This window comes from Duganella sp. Root336D2, from assembly GCF_001425005.1.
Lineage (GTDB): Bacteria > Pseudomonadota > Gammaproteobacteria > Burkholderiales > Burkholderiaceae_D > Rugamonas.
On the sequence record NZ_LMDB01000036.1, the window covers coordinates 258685 to 274567 of the forward strand.

At 64.3% G+C, this 15883-nt stretch carries 15 protein-coding genes; 10 read left to right on the forward strand and 5 right to left on the reverse strand.

Translation table 11 applies throughout. The features are described 5' to 3' along the window. Positions 1-8 precede the first annotated feature (8 nt). The gene (locus ASD07_RS23730; RefSeq protein WP_057247382.1) at positions 9-1901 is read right to left on the reverse strand and encodes a hypothetical protein; all 1893 of its coding nucleotides are present in this window, start codon (positions 1899-1901) and stop codon (positions 9-11) included. 125 nt (positions 1902-2026) lie between these two features. On the opposite strand from ASD07_RS23730, the gene ASD07_RS23735 reads away from it, so the two are divergent. The 6 genes from ASD07_RS23735 (at position 2027) to ASD07_RS23760 (ending at position 9219) form a co-directional block, all read left to right on the forward strand. Continuing rightward, entirely contained in the window at positions 2027-3223 is a 1197-nt protein-coding gene (locus ASD07_RS23735; protein WP_055936035.1) for a hybrid sensor histidine kinase/response regulator, read from the forward strand. Then, on the forward strand, positions 3216-4223 hold the full coding sequence (locus ASD07_RS23740) for an ABC transporter substrate-binding protein (protein WP_055936038.1): 1008 nt from the start codon (positions 3216-3218) through the stop codon (positions 4221-4223). Before ASD07_RS23735 ends, ASD07_RS23740 begins: the two co-directional genes overlap by 8 nt. A gap of 6 nt (positions 4224-4229) precedes the next feature. Further along, on the forward strand, positions 4230-6755 hold the full coding sequence (locus tag ASD07_RS23745; RefSeq protein ID WP_055936041.1) for an ATP-binding protein: 2526 nt from the start codon (positions 4230-4232) through the stop codon (positions 6753-6755). Then, positions 6752-7609 (forward strand): RNA polymerase sigma-70 factor, encoded by an 858-nt coding sequence (locus tag ASD07_RS23750; RefSeq protein WP_055936044.1) that lies wholly within the window; start codon positions 6752-6754, stop codon positions 7607-7609. Before ASD07_RS23745 ends, ASD07_RS23750 begins: the two co-directional genes overlap by 4 nt. A gap of 35 nt (positions 7610-7644) precedes the next feature. After that, a complete protein-coding gene (locus tag ASD07_RS23755) occupies positions 7645-8685 on the forward strand; it encodes a diguanylate cyclase domain-containing protein (RefSeq protein ID WP_229207270.1) in 1041 nt (346 codons plus the stop codon). A 90-nt stretch (positions 8686-8775) separates the two neighbouring features. Then, complete coding sequence (locus ASD07_RS23760; protein ID WP_055936047.1) at positions 8776-9219, forward strand: carboxymuconolactone decarboxylase family protein; 444 nt, start codon at positions 8776-8778, stop codon at positions 9217-9219. Here the strand turns inward: ASD07_RS23760 and ASD07_RS23765 are convergent. The 4 genes from ASD07_RS23765 to kynU all read right to left on the reverse strand — a co-directional run bounded on the left by ASD07_RS23765 (position 9216) and on the right by kynU (position 12664). Beyond that, entirely contained in the window at positions 9216-9806 is a 591-nt protein-coding gene (locus ASD07_RS23765; RefSeq protein ID WP_055936050.1) for a CHRD domain-containing protein, read from the reverse strand. The two genes, ASD07_RS23760 and ASD07_RS23765, sit on opposite strands and share 4 nt — an antisense overlap. Positions 9807-9933: 127 nt before the next feature. Next, positions 9934-10581 (reverse strand): ribonuclease T2, encoded by a 648-nt coding sequence (locus tag ASD07_RS23770; RefSeq protein ID WP_055936053.1) that lies wholly within the window; start codon positions 10579-10581, stop codon positions 9934-9936. Further along, entirely contained in the window at positions 10578-11417 is an 840-nt protein-coding gene (kynA, locus tag ASD07_RS23775) for a tryptophan 2,3-dioxygenase (RefSeq protein ID WP_055936056.1), read from the reverse strand. Before kynA ends, ASD07_RS23770 begins: the two co-directional genes overlap by 4 nt. A gap of 8 nt (positions 11418-11425) precedes the next feature. Beyond that, positions 11426-12664: a kynureninase gene (kynU, locus tag ASD07_RS23780; RefSeq protein WP_055936058.1), complete on the reverse strand. Its 1239-nt coding sequence runs from the start codon at positions 12662-12664 to the stop codon at positions 11426-11428. Between the two features lie 635 nt (positions 12665-13299). Here kynU and flhD point away from each other — a divergent pair. The 4 genes from flhD to motA all read left to right on the forward strand — a co-directional run bounded on the left by flhD (position 13300) and on the right by motA (position 15875). Further along, positions 13300-13617 carry a flagellar transcriptional regulator FlhD gene (flhD, locus tag ASD07_RS23785; protein ID WP_055936061.1) on the forward strand — a complete coding sequence of 106 codons (318 nt, stop codon included), beginning with the start codon at positions 13300-13302 and terminating at the stop codon, positions 13615-13617. An 11-nt stretch (positions 13618-13628) separates the two neighbouring features. After that, positions 13629-14177 (forward strand): flagellar transcriptional regulator FlhC, encoded by a 549-nt coding sequence (flhC, locus tag ASD07_RS23790; RefSeq protein ID WP_055936066.1) that lies wholly within the window; start codon positions 13629-13631, stop codon positions 14175-14177. Beyond that, positions 14152-14919: a class I SAM-dependent methyltransferase gene (locus ASD07_RS23795; RefSeq protein WP_055936068.1), complete on the forward strand. Its 768-nt coding sequence runs from the start codon at positions 14152-14154 to the stop codon at positions 14917-14919. The genes flhC and ASD07_RS23795 overlap by 26 nt, the downstream gene beginning before the upstream one ends. Positions 14920-15014: 95 nt before the next feature. Further along, positions 15015-15875: a flagellar motor stator protein MotA gene (motA, locus tag ASD07_RS23800; RefSeq protein WP_055936071.1), complete on the forward strand. Its 861-nt coding sequence runs from the start codon at positions 15015-15017 to the stop codon at positions 15873-15875. The last annotated feature ends 8 nt before the right edge of the window (positions 15876-15883 follow it).

Consider the following 15883-nt stretch of genomic DNA (forward strand, 5'->3'; position numbering starts at 1 on the left):
CAAGTAAGCTAGTGCCCGCGCAAGCGGGCGCAGTCATACAGGTAGTAGGTCTTGCCGTACTCGCTGTCGCTGGCCTGGGCGATCGCCGCGACGCCCAGCGGCGTGGCGAGTACGACATAATCCAGCACCGGATCGGCGCAGGCAAACTGCAATCCGGCGCGGCTGGGCGGCGGCAACTGCAGTGCGCCCAGCCTGGTCTGCAGGATGTCCAGCGCAACCACCGCGTCTTCTCCTCCCAACTGCCTTAAACGCTCCATGCGTCGCATGCCTTCCACGGCGGTGCCGCGGTTGAAGGCCAGGCCTGTGATCTGGGCATTGGAAGCATAGTTCGAGCGGTGCAGCAGGAACCAGCTGACCATGACATTGTTTTGCCAATACAGTACGGCATCCTGCGCGATCAGCGGCGCGAAAGCCGACTGGACCGCGCGGGCGCCGCTGGCCGACAGTTCGTGCTGGCGATGCACCGGAATGGCGGCGTACAGCACGGACAGGCAAAGCATGCTGAAGGCCAGGCCAAAGGCCAGCAATTGCGGCGCCTTGCGCCGGCTGCCGCTGCAGCGCCGGATGAGCAACAGCAGCCCGGTCCCAAGCAGTGCGCCGGCACCCAGCTTGAAGGCGGCCGAGGCCCACAGCAGGACCAGCCAACCCGGCTGCGGGGCCGGCTCGACGGCGGCTGTTTTCAAGGCCAGGAACGTCACCTGCCATCCCCAGGCCAGGATCATGGCAGCCAGGCCAAGCAGCGCGGCCGCGTTGCCCCATGCCGGCCAGCGCAGCGGGGGACGCGGCGCGAAACAGCACAGCATTGCCCCTGCCAGCAAGGCGACGCCGCCGCCCACCGTATCGCGGGTGAGGGCAGCCAGGCACAGTGCCAACAGCAACACGCGGACCAGGCGTTCGCGGCGCCAGTAGGCGGCCAGCAGCCAGGCCAGGGCCAGCCAGGAGCACAGGTGCGTCATCCACAGCAGGCGCCACGGCTGGGCTTGCAACAGCAGCAGGTTGCTGGCGAGCCCGGTGCCCGCCCAACTGGCCAGCAAGCCAAGCGCTCCCAGCGCCGCTGCACAGCGGAACAGGCGCGCCGTCATGCCCTCGGCCAGCCAGCCTGCCGTCAGCACCAGGCAAAACGCCAGGCCGGTCCGGCTGACCCAGTCCTGTGCCTGCCAGGCGGTCCAGGCCATCATCGGCGCGCGGCTGTTGACCAAGGCCAGCCATTCGGCGTCCATGCCGAGCAACAGGCGCCCGAACGGGGGAACGCCGGCGCCAACCAGGGCCGCCGTCAGCGCAAGGCCGGCCAGCAGCGCCGCGGCCAGCGCGCGCCAGCTGCCCCAGGCGAAGAGCAAGGCGCCGGCCAGCAGCGGGGCGCAGGCGATCAGCGGATGCAAGGCCAGGGCCAGGCAAGCCGGCAGCAGGCCCCAGCCCCAGCGCTGCCGTACGAAGCAGCCCAGCGCCAGGATGCCGAGGCCTTCGGCGAACAGGCGCGGCGTCAGCAGGGATTCGGCGAGGTGGAACACGTCCGGGCTCGGCCCGTAATCGGCGGGCCAGGCAAACAGCATCGCCAGGCCGAGCCAGAGATAAAAGCCGCGCAGCACCGCAACGGCCAGGAAGGACGCGGCGCCGATCCATAACAGGTAGCCGCCTAGCTGCAGGGTGAACGTGGCCGGCTGCAGGCCAAATTCTGCAATGGCAGCGGCATATAGCGGACTGAACAGGGTAAAGGCATCCTGCGAGCCGTGCAGGAAGAACAGGTCGCCCTGGAAATTGGCTGGATACAGGCGGCGCATTGCCTGTACTGCATACAGCATGCCGTCGTGCCAGATGCCGCGCCAGGGATGGGTAAACAGCCAGAGTGCCAACAAGCTCGTCAGCATCAGGGGCGTGCTTCGTTGGCGGAAGATGGGGCGCATAGCTCCGTCCATTCTGAAACTGTGGCGTCCAAGCCGCAAGCATTTAAATGCTAGTTAGATTTGGTGAGACTTTAGCCAGTTGTCAAGCGGCATAATCAAAGCAAGCCCGCCTTCGCGAGGATTGCATGACGGAAGTTCGCAAGCAGCGTATTCTCATCGTTGACGACCAGAGCGTCCACACTGTGGCGTTGTGCGACGTGCTGCGCCAATATCAGTTTGATGCCGAAGGTTGCTCCAGTGCCGAGTCAGCGCTGGAGCTGCTGCGCAGCCAGTCCTTTGACCTGATGCTGTCCGACCTGAACATGCCTGGCATGGACGGCATCGGCCTGGTCAGGGAGGCCCTGCAGCACGACCCGGACCTGGCCTGCATCATCATGACCGGCGAGGGCAGCATCGCCACCGCCGTGCGCGCCATGCAGGGTGGCGCCCTCGATTACATCGTCAAACCCTTCAAGGCGTCATCCCTGCTGCCGGTGCTGGCGCGGGCGCAGGCCACGCGTGCCCTGCGCCTGGCCAATGCCGAGCTGGAACGCCAACTGCGGCAAAACGTGATGGAGCTGGCGGAAGCCAACCACCGGCTGGAGCAGGCGCGCACCGCGGCCGAACATGCCAACTCCGAGAAGTCGCGCTTCCTGTCGAATATGAGCCATGAGCTGCGCACGCCGCTCAACGGCATCCTCGGCTTCGCGCAAATCCTGGCAGCCGACAAGCTGCCGGCCACCCAGCTCGAAAAGCAGCGCTTCGCGCGCAATATCGTGCAGTCCGGCCAGCACCTGCTCAAGCTGGTCAACGAAATCCTCGACCTGGCGCGCATCGAAGCGGGCAAGGTGCCGCTGGCAATGGAGGCGGTCGATTTGCCGACCGTGTTGCAGGAATGCCGCATGATGGTCACGCCGCTGGCCGCCAAGCGCGATATCAGCCTCGGTTTCGACGAGGTGCCGCAGCGGCGCCTGCGCGCCGACCGCACGCGCCTGGTGCAGGTGCTGATCAACCTGCTGTCCAACGCCATCAAGTACAACCACGACCAGGGCCGCGTCGCCGTGGCCTGCGCGGCGGCGGAAGGCAGCCGCCTGCGCATTTCCGTCAGCGACACCGGGCCGGGGCTGGAACCGGACCAGGTCCAGCACATCTTCCAGCCATTCCACCGCCTCGGGCGCGACGAAGAAGAGGAGGGCAGCGGCCTTGGCCTTGCCCTCACCCGGCGCGTGGTCGAGGCAATGCAAGGCGCCATCGGCGTCGAGAGCCAGCCGGGCCAGGGCAGCACCTTCTGGGTGGAACTGCCGCTGGCGCCGGAAACTACCCAACAGGTGCAACATGCGTAGCCGAACCATGCAGGTCCTTGCCGTGTTGTTCATCGTGCTGGCGCTGGGCGTGGCCTGGCTGTGGCAGCAGCAGCGGCGGCCGGCACTGCCGGCGCAGTCGCTGGTGATCGCCGCCAACACCGCCTACGTCGGCACCTGCGCGGTGGTGGCGGCGGAGCGGCGCGGCTACTTCGCCGAGCAGGGCCTGCAGGTCAAGGTGCTGCCTTTCTCGAGCGGCAAGGCGTCGATGCAGGCGGTGCTCGACGGCAAGGCCGATGTCGGCACCGTGGCCGATATCCCGATCGTGTTTGCCGCCATGGACGGGGTGCCGGTCAAGGTACTGGCGACCTTTTTCCGCACCGGCAAGGACCACGGCATCATCGGCCGCCGCGACCATGGCGTGCTGACGCCGGCCAGCCTGAAAGGCAAGCGCATCGGCGTCACGCAGGGTACCTCGGGCCAGTTCACGCTGGACGTGTTCCTGAACTGGCAGCGCATGGACGGCAGCGAAGTCACCATGGTCAATTACAAGCCGGAAGAGCTGGGCCAGGCGCTACAGCGCGGCGACGTCGACGCGGTGGCGGGCTGGGAGCCCTTCCTGGGCGCCATGCGCAAGCAGCTGGGCGATACGGCGGTCAGCTTTTCCGGCGAACAGGCGTATGAAAGCATCTACAACCTGGTCTCGCTGCAGCGCTTTACCGGCGAACGGGCAGGCGTCATCCCGCGCCTGCTGCACGCCATCGAACTGGGCTCGGCCTGGTGCGAAAAGTCGCCGGGGGAGGCGCAGCCGCTGCTGCCGGCCACCGCCAAGCTGAGTCGCGACGAAGTGCTGGCCGCCTGGCCCACATACCACTTCGGCCTGGAACTGGACCAGTCGCTGTTGCTGGCCTTCGAAGACCGGGCCCGCTGGGCCATCCGCAACCGCCTGGCCAATTCACGGGAAGTGCCGAATTTCCTCGACAATGTGTACCTGGAAGGATTGGGCGAGGTGCGGCCGACTGCCGTTACCGTCATCCACTAAGCCGCCATGAAAATCATCACTCGACTGAAGTGGGCCCAGTGGCTGTGCCTGGGCGGCGTGGCGCTGGCCGTGATCCTGATGCTGGGCGCCACGCGCCAGGTCAGGCAGGAATTGCAGCGCAACGAACGGGCCGGGGCAATCGTCAGCGGGGTGGTGGCGCTGCGCTACCTGTCGCTGGAGTATGCGCAAACCCAGGAGCGGCGCTCGTACGTGCAATGGCAGTTGCGCAAAGAATCGCTGCAAGGCTTGCTGCTGCGCGACGACTTGTTCAGGGAAGCCGATGAAGCGCGGCTGCTGCACGAGCTGCAGGAAAGCCTGCCACTGCTGGCGCGCCATTTTTCCGAGTTGCTGCTGGTGCGGCAGGAGCTGCACGCGACGCCGGAACGGGCCGAAGTGCTGCACCTGCTGGAAGCGCGCCTGTTCGGCCAGCTGATGTCGCGCACCCAGGACATGATCCGCGATGCGGAAGAGCTGGCGCGCCGCAGCCGCGAGGGCGTGCTGAGCGCGCAGCAGAATGCCACGGGCGTGGCGGCGGCGCTTGGCCTGCTGCTGGCGATGACGGTGCTGGGCGCACTGGCCCTGACCATCCGCAGCGTGGCGCACCCGCTGGAACGGCTGCGCCGGGGCGCCGAGCTGGTGGGGTCGGGCAAGCTGGATTTCCGCATGAATATGAAGGCGGTCGACGAGGTGGGCGATTTGGCGCGTGCCTTCGATGCCATGACCGAACGCCTGCGTGCGACCACGGTATCGCGCGATGAACTGGTCAGCGCCAATTCCGCCCTGCATGACGAGATGGAGGTGCGCCATGGCGCCGAGCTGAAAGTGCAGGCGCAGCTCGGGCGGCTCAGCCTGCTGCACCAGATGACGCGCTCGATCGGCGAGCGGCAGGACTTGCGCAGCATCCTGCAGGTGCTGGTGCGCAGCCTGGAAGACCAGTTGCCGGTGGATTTTGCCTGCGTCTTCCTGCTGCAGGAAGGCGTGCTGGAAGCGAGCTGCGTCGGCCTCGGCAATGCCTTGCTGCCGGGCGATGCGGCGCTGAAGGAGGGCGCCCAGGTGTCGATCGACAACAACGGCCTGGCACGCTGCGTCAAGGGGCAACTGGTGTACGAGCCGGACATCGGCGGCAGCGAGTTCCCGTTCCCGCACCGGCTGGCGCGCGGCGGCCTGAATTCGCTGGTGCTGGCGCCGCTGCAAGCGGAGAGCGTGGTGTTCGGCGTGCTGGCCGTGGCGCGCAACATCCCGAATGCCTTCTCCAGCGGCGAATGCGAATTCCTGCGCCAGCTGAGCGAACATGCGGCCCTGGCGGCGCGCCAGGCCCAGTTGTACGGCGCGCTGCAGCAGGCTTACCATACCCTGCATGCGACGCAGCAGTCGGTCACGCGCGAAGAGCGCCTGCGCGCCCTGGGCCAGATGGCCAGCGGCATTGCGCACGACATCAACAACGCCATCTCGCCGGTGGCCCTGTACACCGAGACCTTGCTGGAAACCGAGGAAGGCTTGAGCGCCAGCGGCCGCAACCACCTGCAGGTGATCGCCCGCGCCATCGACGACGTGGCCGCAACGGTGGCGCGCATGCGCGAACTGTACCGCCGCCGCGAGCCGCAGATGGAACTCGCCAGCGTCAGCCTGAATGTGCTGGCGCAGCAGGTGGCCGACCTGACGCGGGCGCGCTGGAGCGATATGCCGCAGCAGCGCGGCGTGGTGATCTCGATGAAGCTGGAACTGGCGCCGGGCTTGCCGGCCGTGATGGGCTCCGAGCCGGAAATCCGCGAGGCGCTGACCAACCTGGTGTTCAATGCCGTCGATGCCATGCCCGAAGGCGGCGCGCTGGTCCTGCGCACCCGCAGCACCGGCGAACATGCCATCGTCGACGTGGCCGACAGCGGCGTCGGCATGGACGAATCGACGCGCCGCCATTGCCTGGATCCGTTCTTCACCACCAAGGGCGAGCGCGGCAGCGGCCTGGGGCTGGCCACCGTCAATTCGATGGCCGAACGCCACAGCGCCGTGGTGCAGGTGGAGTCGACGATCGGGCAGGGCACCACGGTGTCGCTGGCCTTCCCGCTGCCGCTGGCGCATCCCGCCATCCCGCCGCTGGAAGCCCCGGCCACTGCGGTGCCGGTGGCCGAGCCCATGCGCCTGCTGGTGATCGACGACGATCCGGCCGTACTGGCCTCCATGACCACCATCCTGCAGCGCGATGGCCACAGCGTGGTGGCGGCCAATGGCGGTGCCGCCGGCATCGAGCAATTCCGCGCTTCGATGGAATCGAGCCTGCCGTTCGACGCGGTGTTCAGTGACCTGGGCATGCCGCACGTCGATGGCCGCAAGGTGGCCGGCTGCATCAAGGAGCTGTCGCCCAGTACGCCGGTGATCCTGGTTACCGGCTGGGGCCAGCGCCTGATCCCCGAAGGCGACGTGGATGCCAAACCCGCCAGCGTCGACGAGGTGCTGAGCAAACCGCCGCGCGTGCGCGAACTGCGCGAGGTCCTGCTGAAAGTGCACAAGGTCGGGTATAGTCCTGCGTCATGAATAATCCAACCGTATTTGCCGCGCACCGGGCGCGGTTGTTTGCCATCGCCTATCGCATGCTGGGCGTGCGCGCCGATGCCGAGGACGTGGTGCAGGATGCCTGGATCCGCTGGCAGGGCGCCGATACCAGCGCGGTGCAGTCGGCCGAGGCCTGGCTGGTGACGGCGGTCACGCGGCTTGCCATCGACCGCCTGCGCACGGCCATCGCCGAGCGCGCAGCCTACGAGGGACTGTGGCTGCCGGAACCGCTGGTTGCCATCGATGAGGAAACGCCGGAAGCCCAGGCTGAACGGGCCAGCGACCTGTCGCTGGCCTATATGTGGCTGCTGCAGCGCCTTGGCCCGGAGGAGCGCGCCGCCTTCCTGCTGCGCCAGGTGTTCGACTATGACTATCACGAGGTGGCCGAGCAGCTTGGCAAATCCGAGGCGGCCTGCCGCCAGATGGTGAGCCGGGCCGGCGAACGTGTACAGCAGGGCCAGTCGCGCTTCGACATCCCGGCCGACACCCACCGCCAGCTGCTGCAGCGTTTCGTGGCGGCCTCGGCCAGCGGCGACAAGGAAGCGGTGCGCGCTTTGCTGGCGCAAGACCTGGAGCTGGTTGGCGACGGCGGCGGCAAGGTCAAATCCTTCGGCATCGTCATTACCGATCCGGACAAGATTGCGGCGCTGTACGCCGGCATGCACAAGCTGGGCGCCATCGAATACCGTGCCGCCCTGGTCAACGGCGAGCCAGGCCTGCTGCGTTTCGTGGACGGCAAGCTGGAGTCGGCGCAAGGCTTTGCCACCGACGGCCAGCGCATCACCGGCATCTACGTGGTGCGCAACCCGGACAAGCTGGCGCATATTATCAACTGACGTTTGCAGGCAGGAAGGCCGCGGAGGATCCCGACATGTTGAGCGAAATTCGCGAGCGTGGCATGCAGGTTGGGGTGGCGGACTTGCTGCGCGCCATACAATACCTGCCGGTCGGCCTGTCCATCATCGACCGCGACCTGCAATTCAGGTTCTGGAACGACAGCTTTTGCCAATGCCTGGATTTTCCGAACAGCCTGATGCAGCCGGGCGTGCTGCTGGAAGACCTGTTCCGTTTCAATGCGCTGCGCGGCGAATTCGGGCCAGGCGATGCGGACACCCAGGTGCGCGAGCGCATCGAGCTGGCGCGCCAGTTCGTGCCGCACCGTTTCCGCCGCACGCGCGCCAACGGCACGGTGCTGCAAGTGACGGGCCGGCCCATGAGCGACGAGCAGGGCCGGGTGGTGGGCTTTGTCACGATCTATGAAGACGTCACGACCGAGGCGCGCCAGCAGCAGGAACTGGAGCAGGCGCACCAGAAGCTGCTGTCGGCCTATGAGGACTTGCGGCGCGCCCAGCTGGACAATAGCGAACTGGAAAAAGACCGTTCCAAATACTACCAGCTGGCGGTGCGCGACGCGGTGACCGGCCTGTACACGCGCCACTATATGGAAGATGCCGCCGCCCGCCTGCTGCAGCAGCATGAGCGCGACGCGGCCGAGCGCGTGGGTTTGCTGGTGTTCGATGTCGATCGTTTCAAGCTGGTCAACGACAACCATGGCCACCTGGCCGGCGACCTGGTGTTGCAGCGCATAGGCAATCTGTTGAACAGCCACACGCGCCGCATCGACATCGCCGTGCGCAACGGCGGCGACGAGTTTGCCGTCTTCCTGCCCAAGCTCGACCTCCAGCATTGCCTGCAATTTGCCGAGCGGCTCAGCAGCGAGGTGCGCGCCCTGCGTTTCGAGGGCAGCCTGGCCGCGATCGAACTGTCGATCAGTGCCGGCGTGGCCGAGCACCAGCCGGGCGAGCCGCTGGGCGACCTGCTGCAGCGGGCCGATGCCGCCCTGTACGCCGCCAAGCGGGCCGGGCGCGACCGGGTTTGCAGCTTTCCCGCCCAGGCGGGAAAAAATCTTTAGCCCGGCAGTCACAAAGCGGCGGGCTGCTCCGTCTAATGGATAAGAAGGCCGCACAGTGCGGTCTTTACCATCAGACCGAAAGGATTTTCCATGAGCACCCTGCGTTACAACTACTTCCAACTGTCCCAGAAATCGTTCCAGAACCTGCTGGCGCTGTCGAATGGCCTGAACCGCGAACTGCTGGGCAAGAAACTGGTGGACCTGGTGCTGCTGCGCGTGTCGCAGATCAATGGCTGCGGCTTTTGCATCGACATGCATTACCAGGACCTGTTGAAGATGGATGTCGATCCGCGCCACGTGAACGCGGTGGCCGGCTGGCGCGAGGCGCCATTCTTCAGCGAGCGCGAACGCGCTGCGCTGGAATGGTCGGAGTTGATTAATGCGATTCCAGTCCGCGATCCCGACGACGCAGCTTTCGCCCGTGTCCAAGAGCATTTCTCCGGCGAAGAGATCGCGGAACTGGGTTTCGTGGTTGCGGTCATCCGTTCCTGGAATATGCTGAACGTCGCGTCGCGCAACCCGATCCCTCGTTAATTTTCCCTCTTGCGCAGTAACAGCAAGGGCAGGCCGGCCAGCAGCATGAGGAACTGTGCCGGCTCGGGAATCGGCGCGGCCAGGAAGCCGCGGATTTCACCGCTCGGGTAGACGCTCGAGTGGATGTTGAAATACGCGGCGCCGGCATTGAGTCCGGCCAACAATGCAGCTTCGGCGCCGGCCGTGGTGCCGCCGTTATTGGCCAGGAAGGCCGGGTTCCAGAACGATTCCTGCGAGGTGCTGAAGAAGGAAGCGTAACTGCCGCTGGTTTCATTGGCCGGGAAGCCGGTGAACGTTGGCAGCATGGTCGCAACACCGGCATTGCCGTCGCCCGGAACGGCGGTGCAGCAATGGATGTGGGCAGCACCGCTCAAGCCTTCCAGGTCGGTAAAGCTGGCTGCAATGGTCATGTAATGGTTGTCGATATCGAACAGCACGGTCACGTCGCCCGTGGCTGCCGAAGCGTTGGGCGGGGATTCCGCGGCGCCGCTGAGTGCGGCGTTGAAGACAAGCGGATCAGCTTGCGCTGCTCCGCAAGCGCCAATCAAGGCCAGCGTCGCCAGCCCCTTTTTCAGATGAGTTCCCATTCAGTGGCTCCTCAATGTTCGCGAGCCCGCGGTAACGGTTCCCCCCGTGGTATGGCAAGCAGGCGCGCAGTACAGCGCGCTTATTGTCGCCGCAAGCGCACCCGGTGCGGCGCACGAATGCTGACGCTCATCTGACGTTCTTCATGAGAAAGTCCGCTTGCCCGCAGCTCTTCTGCGAGTAGGCGATGGCTTCCTGCGAACAGCTGCGGGATTTGCCGTCCTTGCTGAAGCAGACGCGCGCCTCGCGCAGGAAGCGGCCGCCGGAGCCGCATACCGGCAGCACCGAGTCCCTGGCCAGCCACGGATTGGCCTTGTGGAAGGCATCCTCGAACTGGCCTGGCGTGACGCGCACCGGCTGCTGCGGGCGCGCGAAGGCGGCCGGGAGCTTCAGGCTGTCGCGCAGCCTGGCGCTCAGCGCCAGGTAGTCCTGCGGCTGCAGGCCGGAGCAGGAGCCATGCTTGTTCCACTCATGGAACAGGAGCTTTGGCGAAGGGTAGAGCGATTCGTACTGGTCGCGCAGGCCGTTCGAAATCCTGCTGCGGCCGCAGCTTTCCGGGTAGCCGCGCTCGTACTGCGGCCACAGGCCGTGCAGCACGAAGCCAAGCTGGCGGCCGGTGGCGCATTGCGCCGGGTCGCCGCCGCCACGGCCGGCACAGTATTCCGGCGACCAGGACAGCGACATCACGTAATAATCGAAAACACCGGGGCGGTCGTCGCGTGCCATGGCTGGCAGTGCACACGCCGCGGCCAGCAAGGCAGCGAACAAGCGTTTCACAAAGCGGTCCTTAAAGCGAATAATTCGGGGAACAGTACCACATCCAGCATCTTGCGCAGATAGGAAACGCCGGCGGTGCCGCCGGTGCCGGTCTTGAAGCCGATCACACGTTCCACCGTGGTGACATGGCGGAAGCGCCAGAAGCGGAAAGCGGTTTCCAGGTCCACCAGCTTTTCCGCCAGTTCGTACAGCGCCCAGTAGCGCGTGGTGTCGCGGTACACCTCGAGCCAGGCATCCTTGACCGACTCGTTGGCCACGGTCGGCAGGGTCCAGTCGCCGTCCAGGCGCGCCGCATCGATGTGCAGGCCGTTGCGTGCCAGCAGGCGGATCGCTTCGTCGTACAGCGATGGCGCATGCAGCGCCGCGTCGAGCAGGGCATGCGCTGCCGGCGCCTGCTGGTGCACGGCCAGCATATTGGCATTCTTGTTGCCGAGGATGAATTCGATTTCGCGGTACTGGTGCGACTGGAAGCCGGACGACGAGGCCAGGTAAGGGCGGATCGCCGTGTATTCAGGCGGCGTCATGGTGGCCAGCACGTCCCAGGCATGCACCAGCTGGTCCATGATGCGCGCCACGCGGGCCAGCATCTTGAAGGCCGGCGGCAGGTCGTCGCGGCGCAGATGGCCGACCACGGCGTGCAGCTCGTGCAGCATGAGCTTCATCCACAATTCGCTGGTCTGGTGCTGCACGATGAACAGCATCTCATTATGGTTGGGCGACAGCGGGTGCTGCGCGCTCAGGATTTTTTCCAGGCCCAGGTAATCGCCATAGCTCATGGACTTGGAGAAGTCCATTTGTGCCCCATGCCAGGCGGCGTCTTTCTTTTCTTCGGTCATGTCGGGTCTCAGGTTACAGCGCCGCGGGCGGCAGTGATGTCGTAGGCCTTGTCGTCCAGGATCTGCTTCAGGATTTCCACCGCATCCCATACGTCGGCAAAGCTGGTGTACAGCGGCGTGAAGCCGAAGCGCATGATTTCGGGCTCGCGGTAGTCGCCGATCACGCCGCGTGCGATCAGGGCTTGCATTACCGCGTAGCCGTAAAGGTGGGTAAAGCTCACTTGCGAGCCGCGGCGTGCGTGATCGCGCGGGGTGACCAGGCCCAGTGGATGGTTCGGGCAGCGCTGCTCGACCAGGGCGATGAACAGGTCGGTCAGGGCCAGCGATTTGGCGCGCACCGCATCCATGCTCGTTTGCGCGAAGACGTCGAGGCCGCATTCCACCATGGCCAGCGAAGTGACTGGCTGGGTGCCGCACAGCGCGCGGCCGATACCTTTGGCGGGCGCGAAGTCGGGCGCCATGGCGAAGGGATTGGCATGGCCCCACCAGCCGGACAGCGGATGGCTGAATTTGTCCTGGTTGCGCTGCGGGACCCAGATGAAGGCCGGCGAGCCGGGGCCGCCGTTCAGGTATTTATAAGTGCAGCCGACGGCGAAGTCGGCGCCGTCGGCGTGCAGGTCGAGCGGCACGGCGCCGACCGAGTGGCACAGGTCCCACACGATCAGCGCGCCGTGCTGGTGGGCGAGGGCGCTGGCGGCTGCCATGTCGTGCTGGTAGCCGGTGCGGTAGTTCACGTGGGTCAGCATGACCACGGCCGTTTCGGCCGTGATGGCGGCCGGCAGCTGGTCGGGGCTGTCGACCAGCCGTACTTCATAGCCGCGGTCGAGCCACGAGGTCAGGCCCTGGGCCATATAGATATCGGTGGGGAAGTTCGAACGCTCGGTGATGATCACCTTGCGCCCGGTGTGCGCCTGCGCGTGCAGGGCGGCGGCCAGGGCCTTGAACAGGTTGATCGAGGTGGTATCGGTGACGACGACTTCGCCTTGCCTGGCACCGACCAGCGGGGCCAGTTTGTCGCCCAGGCGTTTCGGCATCTCGAACCAGCCGGCGCTGTTCCAGCTGGTGATCAGGTCCTTGCCCCATTCCCTGGCGATCACTTCGGTGGCGCGGGTGAGGGCGGCTTTAGGGCGGGCGCCCAGGGAGTTGCCATCGAGGTAAATAACGCCGGCAGGCAGGTCGAACTGCTCGCGCAGCGGGGCCAGGGCGTCCGCGGCGTCGCGGGCCAGGCAGTCGGAACGGGAAATCATGCAGGTGCTTTCCTTGAGACTTAAACAAAGTGAGATTGTAGCAACCTTTTGCGCGCCCAAAACCGGTAAACCGGTGTCAGACCCGCAGGGTCTGACACCAACCTGCGACCGTTGCGGACCGGTGCCCGACCCTGCGGGTCAGGCACCGAACTACCGGTTTTATTGCTAAGCTATTGATTTTAAAAGAACTAAAAAATTTTCAAATATTTTTTCAAAAAACCCTAAAGTTTCCCGACTCCTTGCCGTTACCGATTTTAGAAGCCCGGTAAAGGCTTGCTGTTCGGCAGTTTGGAATGAGTGAAAAAAATTTAAAATTTTTTGCTCAGGACCCTAAAGTTCCTCCAAACCCCGCCGTTACCAGTTCAGATGTCGCAAAAAAGCATCTCGGCGATATCTATTTTTACCCTCGGCTCCTGTGTTTTTAGCGAGACCGGGCACCCCGCAAAACCGCGCCGTTACTGGCGTTGCCCCTCTATGGGCAGCCCTCTGTAGGACAAAATCCTACGGGGTCACTTCGCCTATTCCCGACCCAAAATACAGCGCGCCGCCTCTATGCGCTTTGGCGCGTCTCCAGCAGAATGTATCTCAACAGCAACGAAAATTGCGTTGCAAGCTGAAACTGACTGGAGATGGACATGACTGCAAACGACATGATGGCTGAAATCCGCGATGCGAACCTGAGCTACCTGATGCTGGCGCAGCAGATGATCCGTGCCGACAAAGTCACCGCGATCTTCCGTCTCGGCATTTCGGCCGACATCGCCGACCTGATCGAAGGCATGAGCAATGCCCAGATCCTGAAACTGGCAGGCGGCAACATGATGCTGGCCCGCTTCCGCTTCGACGACAGCGCCATCCTCGGCATGCTGACCAACTACAATAAGGACCGTTCCCTGGCCCAGTCCCACGCCGCCATCCTGATGGCTGGCCAGGCAGTTGAAGAAATCGCTTAAGGAGCGACGCCATGAGCAAGAAGAGTGTGGTGACCGAGGCGCAGGAAATCCAGCTGGCTATCGAGCTGATCAACCTGGGCGCCCGCCTGCAGCTGCTGGAAACTGAAGTGTCGCTGTCGCGCGAACGCCTGCTCAAGCTGTACAAGGAACTGAAAGGCATGTCGCCGCCGAAAGGCATGCTGCCTTTCTCGACCGACTGGTTCCTGACCTGGCAGCCGAACATCCACTCGTCGCTGTTCATGAACATCCATAATTTCCTGCTCGAGCACGCAGGCGCCAGCGGCATCCACGCCGTGATGAAGGCATACCAGCTCTACCTGGAACAAATGCCGCCGGCCGCCGGCGAAGAGCCGCTGCTGTCGCTGACCCGTGCCTGGACGCTGGTCAAATTCGCCAGCAACAATATGCTGCAGCTTAAGCCTTGCACTTGCTGCAAGGGTAAGTTCGTAGTCGACGCCATGGACTTGAACCGCGACTACAAGTGCGGCTTGTGCCATATGCCTTCGCGTGCCGGCAAGACCCGCAAGGCCAAGGATGCCGCCGAAGCGCTCGCTGCTTAGAATCCCCGCCTTCCAGGCGCTGCTGGCCCAGGCCGGCGCGGTGCTGCCATGCGCCGCGCTGGCAGTTGCGCTTGAATCGTTCGGTCATGGCTTGACCATGCTGCAAGCCGTGCTGCTGCAAGGCTTGCTCGCTGCCGCTATCGGCTGGAAGATCGGCCTGGCGCGCTGGTGGCTGCCGATCCTGCTGCTGTTCCCCATCGCATTACTGGCCGGCCTGGCCCTGCATCTGCCGCCATGGCTGGCCGCCGCGGTCTTCCTGGTCTTGCTGGGCTGGTACTGGTCCACCTACCGCACCCAGGTTCCCTACTATCCTTCCAGCCGCGCCGTGTGGCGCGCCGTACTGGCCGAGCTGCCGCAGGGCAGGGCGCTGCGCATGATCGATATCGGCAGCGGCCTCGGTGGCTTCGCCTTGCACCTGGCGCGCGCGCGGCCCGAGTCGGAAGTTGTTGGAATTGAACTGGCGCCGGTGCCGTGGCTGGTGTCGCGCTTGCGGGCCGCATTCTGCGGCAGCCGTGCCCGTTTCGTACGCGGCGACTATGAGCAGTTAAATTTTGCAGAATATGACCTGGTGTTTGCCTATTTGTCGCCGGCTGCCATGCCGGCCTTGTGGAACAAGGCCCAGCGCGAAATGCGGAGCGGTAGTTTGCTTGCCAGTTATGAATTTGAGATTCCTGCTGCAAACGGCATCAAGACCATTCGCACCACAGAGGGTGGTCCGCTCCTTTATATAAGAGCGTTTTAAAGGCAGTTTTCCTTGCCGCAGAGGCGTCTTCACGTTATTGTAGTTCCACTGTGGAATATTATTGCTTTTAACTAGCTTTCGGGGAGATCGCGCGCTTGTTAGTCATTGTCGGTTACCTCATCGTCCTCGGCTCCGTTTTTGGTGGTTTCGCGCTGTCCGGCGGCCATTTGGCGGCCCTGTTCCAGCCACTGGAGCTGCTGATGATTGGCGGCGCTGCTGCCGGCGCTTTCTTTGTTGGCAATAACGGCAAGTCGATCAAGGCCACGCTGGCCGCGCTGCCAACCTTGTTCAAAGGTTCACGCTATACCAAGGATTTGTACATGGAGCTGATGTCGCTCCTGTTCGACGTGCTGTCCAAAGTGCGCAAGGAAGGCCTGATGTCGATCGAAGGCGACATCGACAAGCCGGAAGACAGTCCGCTGTTCAGCAAATATCCGGCGGTGCTGGAGGATCACCATATCATCGAGTTCATGACCGATTACCTGCGCCTGATGGTGTCGGGGAATATGGATGCTTTCCAGATCGAGAACCTGATGGACAACGAGATCGACACCCATCACCAGGAAGGCCATGTGCCGGCCCACTGCATCGCCAAGCTGGGCGATGGCTTGCCGGCCTTCGGTATCGTGGCGGCGGTGATGGGCGTGGTGCACACCATGGAATCGGTGGGCATCCCGCCGTCCGAGCTGGGCATGCTGATCGCGCACGCGCTGGTCGGTACCTTCCTCGGCATCTTGCTGGCCTACGGTTTCGTCGGCCCGCTGGCCAGCCTGCTGGAGCAGAAGCTGGAAGAGTCGACCAAGATGTTCCAGTGCGTGAAAGTCACGCTGCTGGCCAGCCTGAATGGTTATGCCCCGGCACTGGCTGTGGAATTTGGCCGCAAGGTACTGTACTCTACCGAGCGCCCCAGCTTCTCCGAGCTGGAAGAACATATCAAGAAATCGAAGTCGAAGTAATGGAAGCG